The following is a 16,567-nucleotide window of genomic DNA, read 5'->3' on the forward strand; positions in this document are numbered from 1 at the left end:
GACCAGGGGCACCTTACGGCGGGATCACCGCGGGGTGGGTGCGCCCGTCCCTCCGCGACCTCTGGCGGGCCGGCGCCTCAGGGGCCTACTCCGTCACCCGCGTCAGGGTGTTGCACCCTTGCTGCCCCGCGACACTCGCACACACCTTGAGCGTGTCCGTGCCGGTCAACTCCCAGGTGGCGTCGAACCGTTCCCCCTCCTGGCACGTCTGCGGGTCCAGCGAGAGCACGGTGCCGGTGTAGCGCGGCCCGCTCCCGTTCACGGTCCAGATCTCACGGCCCGCATCGACGACGCAGCCGCCGGTGCCGACCTGGTCCTCCGAAGCGGTCCGGCCGGTGAACGTGTCCGTACCGCGCTCCTCGACGCGCACCCGTCCCCCGGCCAGCTCCCAGGTGCCGACGATGCCGGAGCGATGCGGCCCGGCGCTCGTCGGGGTGCTGCTCGACGGCTCGGTGCTCGTCGGCTCGGTGCTGGTCGGCTCCGTGCTCGTCGGCGTGGCGCTCGACGGCTGCGGGGCTTCGGTCGCGGCTTCGGTCTCGGCCGGTGGCAGCGGTGGCGGTGCGGGCAGCCGGACGTCCCGCGCCGCGTCGGTGCCCGCCGTACGCCCGATGCCCTTGCCGCTGTCGAGGTCGAGCAGCCGGAACCTGCCGATGCGCTTGGGCTTCTTGCCGGGCTTGACGGTCGTGGTCCTGCCGGGGTCGTAGCGCTCGCGCCAGTCCGGGTCCCCGATGCTGTCCGGGTCGATGTCGCCGGGGCTCACCGACGGGCGCGCGAGCGGGTTGCCGCAGTTGCACTTGACCACCGGCTGGCCGAAGCGGTCGACGAGCACCGCGATGCCCGCTTCGAGGAGGGCCTCGAAGACCGTGGCCGCCCCCTTGCGGAAGCCGTGGTTCTTGACCAGCGTGTCGGTGCGCAGCAGGACGGGCGTCAGGCTCCGGACGTACCGCCGGATGTCCTTGACGCCGATGCCACGCACCTGTGACCAGGCCGCCGCCTTCTTCGTATGGCGTTCGTCGGTCAGGAAGCCGATCAGCGCGGTCTTGTCGCACCTGCTCTCGTTGAGCGTCCCGCCGTAGAGCCCCGGGGTGTGCCCGGCCCGTACGCCGCCCCGGACCGCGGTGTCAGGCCCTGCCGGTCGCGGCCCACGGCCCCCGCGAAGAACGGGTCCGGCCCCAGCTCCCCCGCCGCCACCGGGGTGACCTTCTCCTTCGCGTCCTCGTCGCCGCCGCAGGCGGTGGTGGGGCCGGCGATCAGCAGGGCGGCGGTGAGCGCCGCCGCGACGCGTCGTCCTGTGGACAGCTTCATGGTGCCCCCCTGCACACGCGGTGTGCCTTCCGCTCACCATGGCGCGGCCGGGCACGGCTGGAAAGCGACCAGGGCCCGCCCGTGGGGGCGCACCGCAGCGCGGCGAGGGCGCCGGTTCCGCACCCACGCGCCACCTCGCGACGCATGGCACGACCAGCGCGCCCCTCGGCCTTCTCGCAGATCAGGTGTACGGGGCCCCATGCGCTGGTTCACGCCATTCGCCGCGGAACCCTGTCCTCACTGTGTGCGGGCGGTCACGATCTGAACGAATTCTCCGTTCGAACCAGCCAGATCAAGCGACAGATCGATCGGACACCTCACTCACTTCCTTCGCCACTCACCTCCCTCACCTCACTCGGACACCCCACCCGGACAGATGGAGCGCTCATGACGCGAACCGGTTCCCATGCGCCCGTGCTCATAGAGAGACCGTCCATCAAGTTCTCCAGTGCTCCACAACGCCCGGCCCTGCGGCACCTGGGCAGTCCCTCTCTGCGTACGTCGCGGTCCGGCACCCGGCGGCGCGTCCGCGGCGAGGCGCCGCGCGTGCTGCTCCTCGTGCCCTCGTACACCCGGGTCGTGGAGCCCTCCCCGCCGCGGAGCAGCTTCCGGGCGCTCGGCCTGGACACGTTCGAGGTCATGAAGCGGGCGGGCACCCCCATCGGCCTGCTGCGCATCGCGGCGAACGCCCGCCTCTCCGGCTTCGACGTCCGCATCGTCGACTCCCCCTTCGCCGGCTGGGAGCAGGAGCGCCACCTCGTCGACCTCGGGAGCGGCAGCAGCCTGGTGCGCTACGGCCTCGACGACACCCAACTGCGCGCGCTCATCGAGGAGTTCGACCCCGATGTCGTCGGGGTCCAGTGCATCTACACGGTCCAGTGGGGCAACGCGCGCGCCCTCGCCGACCTGGTCAAGGACATCGACCCGGGGATCGTGACCGTCACCGGCGGGGCCCACCCGAGCGGCGACTGGCGGTACGCCGTGCCGGACTCCCCCTTCGACTACGTGGTCATCAACGAGGCGGACCAGACCTTCACCGCCCTCCTCCAGGCGCTGACCGAGGCGGACGGTGACATCGACGCCGTGCCCGGCATCGCGTACCGGCGCGCCGACGGGGCCGTCGTCCGGACCACGGCCATGTCGCCGTACATGCGGATCCTGCCCAAGCGCCAGGGCCTCGACCAACGGCTCGGCATGATGCCGCTGCCCGACTTCGGGATGCTGGACATGCGCCAGTACGAGCAGGGCTACCACTCCTCGGGCAAGCGGGTGCGCGACCAGGGCTCCTGGGCACAGATCTTCTCCACCATCGGCTGCAATGTGGGCTGCGACTTCTGCTACATCCCGATGGTGAACGGCCCGTGGCGGGCGCTCGGCACCGACTGGTTCGATCTGCACCTCGCCGAGATCCGCAAGCACGGCGTGACCGAAGTCCTCATCGAGGACGACCACTTGCTGCACGACCCGCTGTACGCGATGGAGACCTTCAAGCTGCTGCGCAAGCACGACCTGCCGTGGGTGGAGGAGGGCGGCCTGAGCCTGTTCAACCTCGTCCTGCTGCACCTGGGCGCCGAGTTCGCGGACGGCATGGACGAGGCCGAGCGGCGCAACCCCAACTTCCGCAACGTCCTCGCGGCGATGCGGGCCGGGCTCACCTGCCGGGACCTGATCAAGGCCATGGCCGACGGCGGCTGCTACAGCGTCTACCTCGCGGTGGAGAGCGCCAACGAGGACAGCCTCGTCGAGTCGGGCAAGCCCCGCCTCAACGCCTTCCAGAAGGCGACCGGGGACGTCGTGGAGATGTTCACGGAGTACGGCATCCAGGTCACCGGCGGCTTCATGCTCGGCTTCGTCAACCCGCCCGAGCGGCCCGGGGACGAGCCGTACATCGAGTCCCTTGAGCAGATCGAGAAGACCATCGACTACGCCGTCACGCTCATGGGTCACGGCATGGCGTACGCCAACCCCTTCATCGTGACGCCGCTGCCGGGCACGAAGATGTGGGACTTCCAGAAGGACTACGTCGTACGCCACTACGACAACGGCTGGTCGCACGAGAAGGGGACCATGGCCACCGACCGGTGGAGCGCGGAGGACATCGAGCGCGCGCGCCTGGAACTCCTGGTGCGGGCCAACGGCGCCGACAAGGTGGTGGAGATGGTCCGCCGGGGCACCTGGCCGGTGGACGCCTGACCCCCCCGGCCGGGCTCAGCCCCTTCGCGGGCGGCTGGGCCCGGCACGGCCCCGCCTGCGCGCCGAGCGCACGGCGTCGGCCGAGGCCAGGGTGGCGCCGCCGGCGATCAGCACGCTGGCGGCGGCCACGGGCCAGCTCGCGTCCGCACGGCCGGTGGCGACGAGGAGCGCGGTGGACAGCAGCGGCGCGAAGTACGAGAAGGTGCCGAGGAGTCGGATGTCGCCGTGCTTCGTGCCGTGGTCCCAGACGTAGAAGGCGCCGCCGACCGGGCCGAGCCCCAGGGCGAGCACGGCGGCCCACTGCCAGCCGTCGGGTCGTACCGTGGTCTCGAACAGCAGGTGGCAGACGGCCGCGAGGGCCGCCGTGGCCAGGCAGAAGAAGGCGACCATGTCCGTGGGGACCTGCGGGTAACGGCGGTTGGCCACCGAGTACGCCGACCACACCACCGCGCAGACGGCCGCGGCGGCGTACCCGAGCAGGTGCTCGCCGCGCAGGTGCAGCCCCTCGCCGCCGGTGACCAGGAGGAAGGTGCCGCCGAGGCCGAGCACCGCGCCCGCCGTGTGCCACCAGCGCAGCCGCTCGCCGGGCAGGGCCGCGGAGAACACGACGATCAGCAGCGGCCACAGGTAGGCGATGAGCCCGGCGTCGACCGCGGGGGCGTTGCGCAGGGCCAGGAAGTAGAAGAAGTGGTAGCCGAACAGGCCGCCGATGCCGAGCGCCCAGGCCCCGCCGGGCAGCCCGCGGGCGAGCGCCGCGCCGCCGCGCAGGGCCCGGGGCAGCCCGATGACCCCGCCGACCAGGAACGCCATCGCGGTGAGCTGGAACGGCGGTACCCGCCCGGTCAGCGTGGTGACCAGGGCCAGGGACGCCCACAGCAGGACGGCCACCGCGCCGATCCCGGTGGCCCTGAGCTGTCTCGCCGAGTGCGCCGGTCCGCCGCGCTCGTGCCCTGACGCGACGGCGTCGGCTTGCGTATCCCGCGCGTTCACCAGTCCTCCAGCCCCCCGTGCCCGGCAACGGCGCGTCCGCCGACGGCTACCGGGAAATGCTACTGACGCGCGCGAAGGCACCCGCGCGTTCCGGACAGGAGCGAGGGCGCTCCTGGGGTGGTGGCGTGCCGTGGTGACCGCCGGGTGAGATCCGGTGCCGACAGCGACTGCGCATCACTGACAGTGACGACCTAAGGGGGAGAAGTGGGCCTTCGGGTACGGAAGTTCCCCGGTTTCGTCACCCTGGGTCGCGGTGCGTCGTACGATCTTGGCCGTTGATCCCGCTGTCCGCCATCCGACCCGAAAGGCGCCAGTTGAGCCAGTACTTCGAGATGGGCGACGAGACGCTGTGGAACCCCTCCGGCGGGGCGGCGCGCCTCTTCCTGCGCCAGGTGGAGGTCTTCGAGGCGGAGCTGGGTGTGCCCTCCGGCGTCGGTCCGATGGAGAACGACGAGTCGCACATCGACCCCGACGCGTTCGGCGACTTCGTCAACGCCTTGGTGGCCCACCACCGCAGGACCCATCACGCCGTCGTCCTCGCCCTGACGGACGGGTTCCTCGCCACGGTCCTCGCCCTGGCCGAACGGGCCGGTGTCGTGGCCGAGTTGGAGGACGAGGAGTGGTCGGGCCGCCTCCGGGAACGGGCTCGCGAACTCGACCGGTACATGGCACGGTGAGCCTGTCCCGCCCCGGGCCTCGGGCGCGCACCCTCGCAGCAGGCGCTCTCGGGCCCCGCCCCACCCCACCACGCAGGAACCTCCGGGCGCCGACCACGTCCACATCGGGCAGAACCACGGCACGACCGACCTCGTCCTCGAGGTCCTCTACGTCCTGCCGCACGGGGCGCCCTTCTCCCAGGACGCCCCCAATCCGGGCTGCCCCTTCGGATAGCGGCGGGGACGTGACGCCGCCGTGCGGCATGCCCCGCCGGTTCTACGAGGGCGTCGTCCGGCGCAGCGCCTCGCGTGCGGTCGCCACGAAGGCGAGCACCGCTTGCCAGAACGGCGCGTAGCAGGCGTTGAAGCGTTCGTCCGCGCCCTCCTCGCCCGCGATCATCGCCGCCAGGGCGCGGTAGTTGTCGGAGGTGGACCGGCGCAGCCGGTTCGCCGCCTCCGCCGCATCGGCGGGGCCCTCCAGGTCCACCACCCACACGCGGTGGCGCAGGACGGCGTACTCGTCGCGCAGGCGCAGCCGCAGCTCCTTGAGCGCCCCGGCCCGGTCGGCCGCGTCGGGGTCGCCCGCGGTGCCGGAGACCTTCCAGTACAACTCCCCCATGCGCTGGGCCTGTTCGATGACGTCGACGTACGCGCTGCGCCGGGCCGCGCGCGACCGGTCCAGGTGCTGGCTCTCGGCGGCGGACTCCGCCTGGATGCGCGCGGCCCTGGCCGTGCCCCTGCTGGTCACCCAACTCGCGACCACGGCGGTTCCGGCGGCCAGGACCCCGACCCAGAGCGTGTTGTCAGCCATGAGGTCATTGTGGCGGGCCGGTCGGCCGGCGCGGCACGGGCCTTCACCGGTGCTACAGGGAGCCGCCCACGAGCAGCGCCAGGTCGATGAGCCGGTTCGAGTAGCCCCACTCGTTGTCGTACCAGCCGACGACCTTCACCTGCGGGCCCACGACGCGGGTCAGTTCGGCGTCGAAGACGCACGAGGCGGGGTCGGTGACGATGTCGCTGCTGACGAGCGGGGCCTCGGTGTAGGTCAGGAGACCCTTGTAGGCGCCCGCGGCGGCCTTCGCGTACGCCGCCTTGACCTCCTCCACCGTGGTGGGGCGGGTGGTGGTGACCGTCAGGTCGGTGACCGAGCCGTTGGGCACCGGCACGCGGAGGGCGAACGCGTCGAGGCGGCCCCGGAGTTCGGGCAGGACGAGGCCGATGGCCCGGGCGGCGCCGCTGGAGGTCGGCACCACGTTGAGGGCGGCGGCGCGGGCGCGGCGCAGGTCCTTGTGCGGGGCGTCCTGGAGGTTCTGGTCCTGGGTGTAGGCGTGGACGGTGGTCATCATGCCGGACTCGATGCCGACGGCGTCGTGCAGCACCTTGGCGAGGACGCCGAGGCAGTTGGTGGTGCACGAGGCGTTGGAGATGATCGTGTGGCGCAGCGGGTCGTACGCGTCGTCGTTCACGCCGAGCACGATCGTGACGTCCTCGCCGCTGGCCGGGGCCGCGATGATGACCTTCTTGGCCCCGCCGTCGACGTGCGCGCGGGCCTTGGCGGCGTCGGTGAAGACGCCCGTGGACTCGATCACGACGTCCGCGCCGAGGTCGCCCCACGGCAGCGCGGCCGGGTCGCGCTCGGCGCGGACCTTGACGGTGGTGTCCCCCGCGCGGATCGCGTCGGGCCCGGCGGTGACCTCGCCGGGGAAGCGGCCGAGTACGGAGTCGTGGGCGAGCAGATGGGCCATGGTGGGCACGTCACCGAGGTCGTTGACCGCGACGATCTCCAGGTCCTCGCCGCGGGCCGCCGCCGCGCGGAAGACGTTGCGGCCGATCCGCCCGAAGCCGTTGATGCCGATGCGCACAGTCATGGTGTCTCCTTTGGCGTCCTCGCGCGGGGCGTTCCCGCGCGTCGGCGCTGCCGCCCGGCGGCGTTCCCGCGCGGTGGCGTGCCGCGCCGGTGCGCCGGGTCGTGGCGCGCCGAAGTGACGGGCCCGCCCCGCCAGCTGTCCCACGGGGCGCCCACCACCAACAGCATAAGCACCTTATATAAGTGGCGCGATATATTTCAGCCGTGGACGACATCTCGCAGGCCCCGGACAGCCCTCCCCCGCACACCTCTCCGGCCGACGGCACCCCGTCGTACGTCCCTGACCTGGACGTGGACGCCTTCACGGCGGCCGTCGAGAACTTCAACCGCTTCTACATCCGGCTGCCCACCCTGGAGAAGCACCCCTTCACCACCCTGTCGGTCCTTGACACCCTGGCCTTCGGCGGCAGCCCCAGGCGGCTGACCGAGCTGACGAGGACCGAGCAGATCACTCAGCCCGCCATCACGCAGCTGGTCACCCGCCTGGAGCGGGACGGCCTGGTCGAGCGCCGGCCCGACCCGAGCGACGGGCGTGCCGTCCTCGTCCACATCACCGAGGCGGGACGGCGTATCGGCCGGTCCCGCCACGACGACCGCACCCGGCATCTGGCCCCGCTGATCGCGCGGCTCGCCCCGGAGGACCGCCAGGCGCTGGCCGCGGCGCTGCCCGCGCTGACCCGCCTGGCGGAACTCGGGAAGGCCGAAGGGCCCCGGTAACCCCGTCCGCCTCCGTGGGGCGCTCGCCTAGCTGCCGCGCGCCCCCGGGGCGAGTGTCACGCCGGGTCGACGCGGTGGACGCTGCCGCCGATGTCGAGCACGTACAGCTCGCCCGTGCGGCCCTGGACGAGCGAGACGACCTCGCCGCCGTTGACCCCGAGGTCGCCCACGCCGGTCACCTTCCCGTTCTCGATCTTCAGGGTGCGCAGTGTGCCGTCGCAGTAGTCGCTGTACACGTACTGACCCCTGAGCGCCGGGACGGCCCGGCCCCGGTAGACGAATCCGCCGGTGACCGAGCAGCCGAGGCCGTTGCGGTCGTACTCGTGGACCGGCGGCACGTGGTTCGCGGGCTCCGTGCCGCCGCGGAACGGGTGGGTGCCTTCCATCTGGGACCAGCCGTAGTTCTCGCCTCCCTTGCTCCTGGCCGGGGCCCAGTCGATCTCCTCCCAGGCGCTCTGGCCCACGTCACCGATCAGCAGGTCGCCCGTGCCCGCGTCGAAGGAGAACCGCCACGGGTTGCGCAGCCCGTACGCCCAGATCTCGTCCCTCGCCTTCGGGTCGTTCACGAACGGGTTGTCCCGCGGGATCGCGTACGGCTTGCCGCCCCTCGGGTCGATGCGCAGCATCTTGCCGAGCAGCGTGTCGAGGTTCTGTCCGTTGCCGTGCGGGTCGCCGCCCGCGCCGCCGTCGCCGAAGGCGATGTAGAGGTAGCCGTCCGGGCCGAACTTGATGTCGCCGCCGTTGTGGTTCGCGTACGGCTGCGTCTGGGTGAGGACGGTGCGCCGGGTATGCGGCAGGATCTTTCCGTTCCGTACGGCGAACTCGTCCACGACGCTGGTGCCTTCGAGGTTCGTGAACGAGATGTAGAGGTGCGCGAACCTCCTGTCGAAGGCGATGCCCAGCAGGCCGCGCTCGCCGTCGGTGGTGGTCTCCTTCGAGATGTCGAGGACGGGTTTCCCGAGTCCGCCCGCGCCCAGGACCCTTACGGTGCCCGCGCGTTCGGCTATCCAGACCGTGCCACCGGGTCCGGGGGTTCCGGCGATGGGGTTCTGGGCCGTGGCCACCTTCGTGAGCGTGACCTCCGCCGCCTGCTCCGGGGCGGCGCGCTCGTCGGCGGACGCCGTGTTCAGGGCGAGGGAGGCGACGAGGCAGAGGGTGCCGACCATCGCCGAGCTTCTGGTGCGTACGTTCACCGTGATCCTCCTGGAGGCGGTGAGTGGGGGAGGTCACCCGGCTGCTCGGGACAGATCTAGGGGGTGTCGCCCGTGCCAGCACGCAACCTGGGTGGGGGGAAGGGTGTGCTACTGGCCACGGATGAGGGTACTGGGAGAGGGGTTGTTGGTATAGACCAAGACCTCGCCCATCTGCCTCCGCTCGGCTCCCGCCGCCTTCGGCGGGCCCCGGTCGCCTCCTGTCGGCTCCCGCTGTCTCCGTTCCGGGGTCCGCCGCCGGTCACAGCGCCGCGTGCGCCAACCAGTGGTCCAGCAGGGCGCGATCGCCCGTCACCGTCACCCCGTCACCCTCCGGCGGGACGCGGCGGTACACCACCAGCAGCAGGTCCGCCACGGCGCCCGACACCACCACGTCGGCGTCGGCGGGGCCGCGCTCCCAGCGCACGCCCTCGGGTGTACGGGTGACCAGCCAGCCCTCTTCGGACGTGGGCCGCAACCCGATGCGCTCGCCGTGTCCGCGCAGCTCGGCCACCGCGGGCTTGAGCGCCTCCCAGGCCGGCGTGGCCAGGAGTTCCAGGTTCTCGCTGATCGCGTCGGCCGCGAGGTCGTCGGCGACCTCGAAGGGGGCGCCTGTCGCGCAGGCCGCGTCGTAGTGGTGGACACAGGTGTCGCTGAGCATCCTGCGCAGCCAGGAGACCGCGGGCCGCGGCCCGAGGAACGTCTGCACTTCGGTGTCCGCCCCGGTCTCCTGGAGCGCCTGGACCACCGCGTCCGCGCCCTCCCGCAGCCACCGCGCCCAGCCGTCCGGGGCGCCCGGATCGGCCTCCCACGGATCGGGCACGGGCAACTGCTCACCCTTGCGCACCAGTTCGGCCGCCCACCGGTGTTCCTGGCCGACGTGTCCGACGAGGGTGCGCAGCGGCCACTCGGGGCAGGTGGGCACCCGGGTGTCCTGCGGCTTTCCGGCGACCGCGCGGATGAACCCTCCGGTCTGCTCCCGCAGTCCCTCCACGAGCCGTGCGGTGTGCAGCGTCGACGACATCACGAAATCTCCTCCCATGGGGCTTCGCCGCTACGGTAGGAGTTCCAGTCCAGTGGAGGTTCAAGTGCCTTTACTCGATGGCACGCTCGGCATCGGCGATCTGGCACGACTGACCGGCGTGCCGGTGCGGACCGTTCGCTTCTACTGCGACGAGGGCATCGTCGACTCGGTGCGGAGCACGGGCGGTCACCGCAGGTTCGACCCGTCGGCGGTCGAGCGGCTCTGCCTGGTCCGGCGGCTGCGCGGGCTCGGCCTCGGACTGCCGTCGATCAGGGAGGTGCTCGTCGGCGAGCGCTCCGTCGCGGAGGTGGTCGCCGCCGAGCGGGCCGCCCTTGACGTGCAGCTCGCGGACATGGCCTGGCGGCGGGCCTCGCTGCGCGCGGTCGAGGAGGCCGAGCCCGCCGACCGGGCCGCACGCCTCGAACTGCTCGCCGCCGTGGAGGGCGGGGGCGCGGCCCGCGACGCCCTGATCGACTTCTGGAGGCGCACGATGGTCGCCCCGGTGTCCGAGGCCTCGCTCTCCGCCTTCGTGACCATGGCCGTGCCGGAGCCGCCCGCGGACCCGACCCCGCCGCAGGTCGTGGCGTTCGCGGAACTGGTGGCCCTGACCGGTGACCGGGTGCTCACCCGCGGCCTGCTGGCGATGGCGCGGGCCAACGCCGAGCTGATCGCCGACGAGGTCGAGCTGATCAACGGCGTCCGCGAGGCGTGCGCCCTCGCCGAGCCCCGGGTGCGGGCGGGCGAAGCACCCCGCGTGGGCCCCGAGCTGGACCGGTTCGTCGCCGTGCACGCCTCGGTGCGCGGCACCACCGACACCCCGCGGTTCCGCCGCCGCCTCCTGGCCGACGTCGCCGCCGACCACGACCGCGGCATGCGCCGCTACTGGCACCTGGTCGCCGAGGCCAGCGGCGACCCCGTCACTTTCGGTACGTCACATCTGTGGCTGACGGACTCCCTCGAACGCTGCGTACGGGCCGCCGGGCCCGCGGCGGCAGGGGCCCTTGAAGGCACGCCCTAGCGGCGGATCCGTGCCTTGCCGAACTCCCCGTAGACCGCGAGCGCGGCGCCGAGGACGAACAGCACGGCGTAGCCCGCCGTGGGCACGTCCCACCACTTCTGGATCAGGCCCCAGGAGTCCCCTCCGAAGAGCCGCCCCAGGACTCCCAGGGCGCCCTGGATGCCGACGACCCAACCGACGATGGCGATGATGTCTTTCATGCCTTCAGCGTCGCGCGCGCCCAGGACCTGGGCATCGTCCGCCGGTCGGACCTGCCGGTAGGCCGAAGGATGCACACGCCCGACCGCTGGCCGGGCCGCTCCGCACGGTGGTGGCAAAGGGCCCGCGCTCTTCGGGCGACCCTGTGTCCGGATGCCGCCGGTCCCGTTCCGCTGAGTGGACCGGCCCTGGCCACGCTCCGGTGTCTCTCTGCATGGTGGGCGGGCCCGCGTCTGTGAGGGCCCGGGCCGATGGGGTTCACGAGCTGAGGGGGAACGATGAGGGAGTCCGAAGCACACGCGTTACCCAGCCGCCGCCAGGTGCTGCGCGTCAGCGCCGCGGCCGTGGCGGCGGCAGGCGTACAGGGAATCGCCTCACCGGGCGCGCACGCGTCGGAGGTGTCCGCGCGCGGGGAACAAGGCGTCAGTGACGGCAGTACGTTCATGGCGTGGAAGGGCGTCACAGGCGACGAGCAGATCTGGTGGAACGGCTGGGACAACGGCAGCTGGTCCGGAGCGCGGCCCGTGCCCGGCGCCCGTACGAGCGCGGGCGTGGCCCTGGCGGGCCCGTCCGGCGGGCCGCTCCACATGACCTGGAGGGGCGCGGGCGAGGAACAGATCTGGTGGGCCCGGTTCGACGGCGCCTCCTGGTCCGGGCCGGTCCGGGTCATCGGAGCCTCCAGCAGCGTCGGCCCCGCCCTCGCCCCGTACGCGGGCGTGTTCATGGCGTGGAAGGGCGTCACGGGCGACGAGCAGGTCTGGTGGAGCCGGCTCGTCGGCAACACGTGGTCCGCTCCCCAGCCTGTCGGCGGTGCCCGTTCCTCCTTCCGTCCGGCACTGGCCACGATCGGCGGCTGACGGCCGCCCGAAGCGCCGGCCGGCCCGGACGGCGGTGTCAGCCCTCCGGGCGGGGGGCGATGTCGGCGAGAAGGCGTGCCGCGTGCCCGTAGCGGCGCATCTCGTCGCTCGTGTCGCGGCCCTGTGCGCGGAGGCGCTCGTTGGTCGTGACGAGCCGGAAGACGAGGGCGCGGACGACGTACTGGACGAAGTCGGGTCCGTTCGTGGGCGCGGCCTCGTGGAGGAGGCCGGGACCCGCGCCGTGCCAGATCAGGGCATCGGCCACGACGACCGCATCGCCGAAGGCCGGCGGGCGCCAGTAGGGCGAGAAGTCGATGACGGCCGGGGCGAGGCCCGGAGCGAACAGGACGTTGCCCGTCAGGTCGCCGTGCACGAGTTGGGGCCTGGCCCGCGGCTCCGGGCCGAGCAGCGCGGTCAACTGGTCGTACGGTTCGTGCGCCGCGGGGAGCAGGTCGGGCTCCCTTTCCTGCCAGGCGACCCGGTCGCCGGTCGCCCACCAGTCGTGGCGGCGGTCGAGGAAGGCGGGCCGGGGCATGTCGGCCACCGCGCGGTGGAAGGCGCGCCCCGCCGTGATGACGTCGAGCCAGCGGGGTGCGGCGGCGTGGTCGGGTTCGGCACCGGGGACGAAGCGGGACGCGGTCCAGCCGCCGTGGCTCCACGCCCCGGTGGTGGCGCGCAGGGGCCGGGCGACGCGGAAGCCGGCCTCCGGCAGCGAGGCCATGAGGTCGGCCTGCCACTCGGCGAACTGGTGGTCCGGTCCTGCCGGCTTGAGTACCGCGTCTCCCACGCGGACGCTGTGGCCTTCGCCGCCGGTCAGGGGAAGGGGCCGGCCGGCAAGCCGGAAGGCGGCGAGTACGTCTCGTCCAGGGGTGGTCATCACGGCGCTTCGCTGTCGGGAGTACGGGCCGACGTCACGCTAGTGACCTCACCGCCCCCTCGGCCAGCGGTGTTCCCGCCTGCCCGGCCGGCCCGTGTGCCCCCGCCGGGCGGGTGCCGGGCCGCAGTTCGACGCGTACCGAGTCGTCGTCCTCGATGACGAACGTGGCGTCCCGGTCCTCCCGCCAGCCCAGCGGCAGGACGTAGTACCGGTGGTCGCGCTCCACCAGGAGCCGCAGGCCGCTGTAGCGGTAGCGGTAGCGCAGGCCCTTGCCGAGGTCCTCGGCGACGACGTCGGGGCCCGTCAGGCTGAGGCGTTCCGCGCTGAGGACGACGACGGCCACGCGGCTGACGAGGCGGTGGGCGGTGCGCCGCGCGTCCCGGCGGCCCAGGTCGCCGGCCACCAGGGCCACGACCCACATCAGGAACACCCCGGCGACCACGAGGGAGACCGCCCGTTCCCACGCGCGCCGCCGCCGGGGCGAGCGGGCACTCGCCGCGGAGGTCTGCCCGAGCAGCAGTCCCACGGCGACGCAGAGGGGCGCGATCCAGTTGAGGCCCCGGAGCGCCGGCCACAGCGCCATGAGGACGACCCCGGCGACGATCAGGAAGGGGTGCAGCCGCGCGAGGGTGTGGCCGTACTCACGGGCGGCCCGCACATGGTGCTCCGGAACGCCGAGCAAGGCCATGAGATCCGGTGTGTACGGGATGAGGGCGAGCCCCGCGAGCGCGGCGAACACCGGCAGGGTGAACAGTCGCAGACTCCGCAGGGCGAACTCCAGCGAGTCGAACCCGACCGCGAACGTGCCGAGGTGGAAGTAGCTGTAGAAGGCGTCGATGTAGAGGTAGCCCGCGTAGAGCATCAGGGCCACGGCGAACGAGCCCGCGCCGAGCGCGGAGTTGGCGTACTCCAGGTGCCCGCCGGTGTCGGCCGCCGAGGGCTCCTCCGGTGGCTGTCGGAGCCGTGACCGGCGTGGGGCCGGGCGGGCGGGGCCGCGCGCGCGGCGCCGGGACGACGGGCGGTGGCGCGGGCCCGCTCGGCGTGGCGGAGGCGTACGGCGGGGCTGGCGCCGTGGTGGATCCGGCGAGGTCATCGGCGCCTCAGGTCCCGTCGCCCACCGTGGGCGGGACGCTCTCGGAGGCTCCGGGTGTGGCGGACGGCGGGCAGGAGGCGGCCTCGGTGGCGGAGTCGCCGCACGGTGGTGTCGGCGGGTCGGTGGTGGTGCCCCCGGAGCCGCCGGCGGATGCGGTCTGGTGCCCGCCGCCGGTGCCGCCGGTGTCTCCGCTGGGGTAGACGCCGATGTTGCCGCCGGTGCCGCCGCCCGAGCGCCCGGGGGCGACGGGGGGTGCGGGGACCGGCAGGATGTCGTCTCCGCCTTCGCCTCCACCGCCACGCTCGTCGCCGCCGCGACCGCCGCCGTGGTCGTCGGGCGTGCCCGAGTGTCCGGACTGCGCCGAGGTCGGTGAGGAGGCCGTTCGGCCGGAGCCGCCGCGCGGGTCCGAGGGAGTGCCTGTCCCTGCCCCTCCCCCGCAGCCCGACACACCGCAGACCACGAGGGCCACCGCGAGGCCCGCCGCGGCCGCGCCCCTGACGCGTCGCCCTGTCCGCATCGCATCCCCCTGGACAGCCCGTACGTACGCTGCGCTGCCTGCCGAAAGGGTCCCACCGGGCGGCCCGGTGCGCAGCACTGCGCGTGGTCGTCGTAGGGAATCTGATTCCGTTGGCGGACGGGCCGGCCCCTCGATGCCGTACGTCGCTCCGACGGACGGGTCAGGCGGCGCGGCAGAGCGCCGCGGGCCCGGCGGGGACCGCGGCGCGGGCCACGGTCGCCTGCACGGGGGAGGCGGTCGCGGTCCGCGAGCGGTTCCGCGCGAAGACGACGAGGCGCAGCACCACGAACCGCGCGACGCCCGCGAGTGCGGAGGCGGACAGGTAGACGACCTGCTCAAGGACCGCGCCGGGCGCCGCCACCAGCTGCTGGAGACCGAACATCGCCACGCAGGTCACCACGTACGCGGCCGCCGCGGACCCGGCCGACTGCACGTGCTGGCTCCAGGTCGCGCGCCCGCCCGCCCCGAAGGTGAAGCGGGCGTGCAGCTCGGTGGCGAGGAGCGTGGAGACCACGGTGATCAGGGCGTTGGCCAGGGCCCAGGGGATCCAGGACGCGAGAGCTGCCACAGCGAAGCTGGAGGCGAGTCCCACGCCGCCGCCGCAGAGCACGAAGCGGGCGAAGGCGGCGACGGCGCCAGGTGCCGCGACCTGCTGCTGGCTCTGCGCTGTCTCCATGGTCCGACCCCTTCGATGGCTCTCCGCGAAACGCGCGCCCCCGGCCTTGTGAGACCGAGGAGCACCCCCTCATGTCGCCATCATGGCACATCCATGGCGCCATTGCGAGCCACTTATGGCGCCATCCGCATCTCCCGTGGCACCACACCCTGGCACGCCGGCGAGCACGCAGGTCAGAGGCCTAGTGCTGCGTCGGCTCAGGGCGAGGTCGCAGCACATGTCGTATCGACGTCCGGCACACCGCAGCCTGCCGTGGCACCAGACTGGCGGCGGACGCGGCACCCATGTGCCAGCTCGCGCCCGGGTCGCGGCGCGTGCGCGGCCGACGTAGACCTGAAGGCATGAGCGAGGAGAAGACGACATGGCATCCCGGCGAGGTCGTGCCCTCCAGCGGGATCTACGAGTGCGACTGCGGCGGCGAGCACCACTGGAGCACCGATGTGAAGGGGCACCGCTTTCCGCCCTTTCCTGCGGGCTGCGCGGGCGAGTACTGGCAGCTCCAGACGCAGGCCCACCCCGGGGAGTCACTCGGCTGACCCAACGGGACCCGGCCGGTGCCACCCGCCCGGCCTTCCCCGGCATGGCGCCCGGCCGGCCGGGGTACCCCGCAGCGTGCCGATCGGCATGACGAAGGAGGCACCGTGCCGAATTCGACCAAGGGGGCTGCCGACAGCGCGCTTCCCTACGTGCCCGCGCGAGGCGGGATCCCGGCACTGCGACGTGCCGCCGCCGACTGCCGGGGCTGCCCGCTGTACGCGCGGGCCACGCAGACCGTGTTCGGCGCCGGCCCCGCTCGCGCTCGCCTCATGCTCGTCGGGGAACAGCCCGGCGACCAGGAGGACCGGGCGGGCGAGCCGTTCGTGGGGCCCGCCGGGCGACTGCTCCGCTCGGCGCTCGGGGAAGCCGGGATCGACGACGAGCAGGTGTACTTCACCAACGCCGTCAAGCACTTCAAGTTCGCGCCCGCCCCCGAGGGCCGGAAGCGCCGCATCCACAAGGCGCCGAGCCTCGGGGAGATGACCGCCTGCCGCCCCTGGCTCGCCGCCGAGATCAAGCGGGTGGATCCGGAGCTTGTCGTGGCACTCGGCGCGACCGCCGGTAAGTCCATGTTGGGCAGTTCCTTCAAAGTGACCGCGTCGCGGGGTGCCCTGCTCTCCCTGACACCGGGCGCGGATCTGCCGCTGACCACCGAGGAGGGAAAGGACAGTGCCGACGACGCCCACCGCTGCCTGCTGGCCACCGTGCACCCCTCGGCGGTACTGCGCTCCAAGGACCGGGAGGAGGCGTTCGCGGGTCTCGTGTCCGACCTGCGGATCGCATCCCGCTTCCTCGGCTGACACGGGCGTAAATCCATGCCGGCGAACGCATGCCGGTTTCCTCTGAAATCAA

18 protein-coding genes and 1 pseudogene are annotated in these 16,567 nt (G+C 72.9%); 8 read left to right on the top strand and 11 right to left on the bottom strand.

Translation table 11 applies throughout. The annotated features are described in order from the left end of the window. Window positions 1-85 precede the first annotated feature (85 nt). A complete protein-coding gene (locus tag AC07GB_RS13285) occupies window positions 86-1,345 on the bottom strand; it encodes a DUF6777 domain-containing protein (RefSeq protein WP_478844849.1) in 1,260 nt (419 codons plus the stop codon). Between the two features lie 374 nt (window positions 1,346-1,719). Between AC07GB_RS13285 and AC07GB_RS13290 the strand changes: the two genes are divergently transcribed. Then, window positions 1,720-3,498 (top strand): B12-binding domain-containing radical SAM protein, encoded by a 1,779-nt coding sequence (locus tag AC07GB_RS13290; RefSeq protein WP_478844658.1) that lies wholly within the window; start codon window positions 1,720-1,722, stop codon window positions 3,496-3,498. Window positions 3,499-3,513: 15 nt separating this feature from the next. On the opposite strand, the gene yddG is transcribed toward AC07GB_RS13290, so the two are convergent. Continuing rightward, entirely contained in the window at window positions 3,514-4,488 is a 975-nt protein-coding gene (yddG, locus tag AC07GB_RS13295; protein WP_478844660.1) for an aromatic amino acid exporter YddG, read from the bottom strand. 314 nt (window positions 4,489-4,802) lie between these two features. Between yddG and AC07GB_RS13300 the strand changes: the two genes are divergently transcribed. After that, window positions 4,803-5,165 carry a DUF6086 family protein gene (locus AC07GB_RS13300; protein WP_478844662.1) on the top strand — a complete coding sequence of 121 codons (363 nt, stop codon included), beginning with the start codon at window positions 4,803-4,805 and terminating at the stop codon, window positions 5,163-5,165. A 73-nt stretch (window positions 5,166-5,238) separates the two neighbouring features. Continuing rightward, window positions 5,239-5,379, top strand: a pseudogene (locus tag AC07GB_RS13305) (cupin domain-containing protein); the annotation flags it as partial. A 42-nt stretch (window positions 5,380-5,421) separates the two neighbouring features. On the opposite strand, the gene AC07GB_RS13310 reads toward AC07GB_RS13305, so the two are convergent. Both AC07GB_RS13310 and gap read right to left on the bottom strand, forming a co-directional pair. After that, window positions 5,422-5,955 (bottom strand): hypothetical protein, encoded by a 534-nt coding sequence (locus tag AC07GB_RS13310; RefSeq protein WP_478844664.1) that lies wholly within the window; start codon window positions 5,953-5,955, stop codon window positions 5,422-5,424. A gap of 52 nt (window positions 5,956-6,007) precedes the next feature. Further along, window positions 6,008-7,012: a type I glyceraldehyde-3-phosphate dehydrogenase gene (gene gap, locus AC07GB_RS13315; RefSeq protein ID WP_478844666.1), complete on the bottom strand. Its 1,005-nt coding sequence runs from the start codon at window positions 7,010-7,012 to the stop codon at window positions 6,008-6,010. A gap of 203 nt (window positions 7,013-7,215) precedes the next feature. Here gap and AC07GB_RS13320 point away from each other — a divergent pair, with 203 nt between their 5' ends. Then, on the top strand, window positions 7,216-7,728 hold the full coding sequence (locus tag AC07GB_RS13320) for a MarR family winged helix-turn-helix transcriptional regulator (RefSeq protein WP_478844668.1): 513 nt from the start codon (window positions 7,216-7,218) through the stop codon (window positions 7,726-7,728). 56 nt (window positions 7,729-7,784) lie between these two features. Here the strand turns inward: AC07GB_RS13320 and AC07GB_RS13325 are convergent, their stop codons facing one another. Beyond that, the gene (locus AC07GB_RS13325; RefSeq protein WP_478844670.1) at window positions 7,785-8,921 is read right to left on the bottom strand and encodes a PQQ-dependent sugar dehydrogenase; all 1,137 of its coding nucleotides are present in this window, start codon (window positions 8,919-8,921) and stop codon (window positions 7,785-7,787) included. Between the two features lie 259 nt (window positions 8,922-9,180). Further along, on the bottom strand, window positions 9,181-9,942 hold the full coding sequence (locus AC07GB_RS13330) for a maleylpyruvate isomerase family mycothiol-dependent enzyme (protein ID WP_478844672.1): 762 nt from the start codon (window positions 9,940-9,942) through the stop codon (window positions 9,181-9,183). 64 nt (window positions 9,943-10,006) lie between these two features. On the opposite strand from AC07GB_RS13330, the gene AC07GB_RS13335 reads away from it, so the two are divergent. After that, entirely contained in the window at window positions 10,007-10,960 is a 954-nt protein-coding gene (locus tag AC07GB_RS13335; protein WP_478844674.1) for a MerR family transcriptional regulator, read from the top strand. Here the strand turns inward: AC07GB_RS13335 and AC07GB_RS13340 are convergent. Next, window positions 10,957-11,160 carry a hypothetical protein gene (locus AC07GB_RS13340; RefSeq protein WP_478844676.1) on the bottom strand — a complete coding sequence of 68 codons (204 nt, stop codon included), beginning with the start codon at window positions 11,158-11,160 and terminating at the stop codon, window positions 10,957-10,959. The genes AC07GB_RS13335 and AC07GB_RS13340 overlap by 4 nt on opposite strands. A 276-nt stretch (window positions 11,161-11,436) precedes the next feature. On the opposite strand from AC07GB_RS13340, the gene AC07GB_RS13345 reads away from it, so the two are divergent. Next, window positions 11,437-12,015 (top strand): hypothetical protein, encoded by a 579-nt coding sequence (locus tag AC07GB_RS13345; protein ID WP_478844678.1) that lies wholly within the window; start codon window positions 11,437-11,439, stop codon window positions 12,013-12,015. 37 nt (window positions 12,016-12,052) lie between these two features. On the opposite strand, the gene AC07GB_RS13350 is transcribed toward AC07GB_RS13345, so the two are convergent. The 4 genes from AC07GB_RS13350 to AC07GB_RS13365 form a co-directional block, all read right to left on the bottom strand. Next, window positions 12,053-12,802, bottom strand: coding sequence for an aminoglycoside phosphotransferase (locus tag AC07GB_RS13350; protein WP_478844680.1), 750 nt, complete (start codon window positions 12,800-12,802; stop codon window positions 12,053-12,055). A gap of 124 nt (window positions 12,803-12,926) precedes the next feature. Further along, complete coding sequence (locus AC07GB_RS13355) at window positions 12,927-13,985, bottom strand: hypothetical protein (protein ID WP_478844682.1); 1,059 nt, start codon at window positions 13,983-13,985, stop codon at window positions 12,927-12,929. 7 nt (window positions 13,986-13,992) lie between these two features. Continuing rightward, window positions 13,993-14,502, bottom strand: a complete 510-nt coding sequence (locus AC07GB_RS13360) for a hypothetical protein (RefSeq protein ID WP_478844684.1) — start codon at window positions 14,500-14,502, stop codon at window positions 13,993-13,995. 160 nt (window positions 14,503-14,662) lie between these two features. Continuing rightward, window positions 14,663-15,178, bottom strand: coding sequence for a GtrA domain-containing protein (locus AC07GB_RS13365; RefSeq protein ID WP_478844686.1), 516 nt, complete (start codon window positions 15,176-15,178; stop codon window positions 14,663-14,665). Between the two features lie 341 nt (window positions 15,179-15,519). On the opposite strand from AC07GB_RS13365, the gene AC07GB_RS13370 reads away from it, so the two are divergent. Then, window positions 15,520-15,714, top strand: a complete 195-nt coding sequence (locus tag AC07GB_RS13370) for a hypothetical protein (protein WP_478844688.1) — start codon at window positions 15,520-15,522, stop codon at window positions 15,712-15,714. Window positions 15,715-15,819: 105 nt separating this feature from the next. Continuing rightward, on the top strand, window positions 15,820-16,515 hold the full coding sequence (locus AC07GB_RS13375; RefSeq protein ID WP_478844689.1) for a UdgX family uracil-DNA binding protein: 696 nt from the start codon (window positions 15,820-15,822) through the stop codon (window positions 16,513-16,515). The last annotated feature ends 52 nt before the right edge of the window (window positions 16,516-16,567 follow it).

This window comes from Streptomyces sp. NPDC045778 (genome assembly GCF_056431945.1).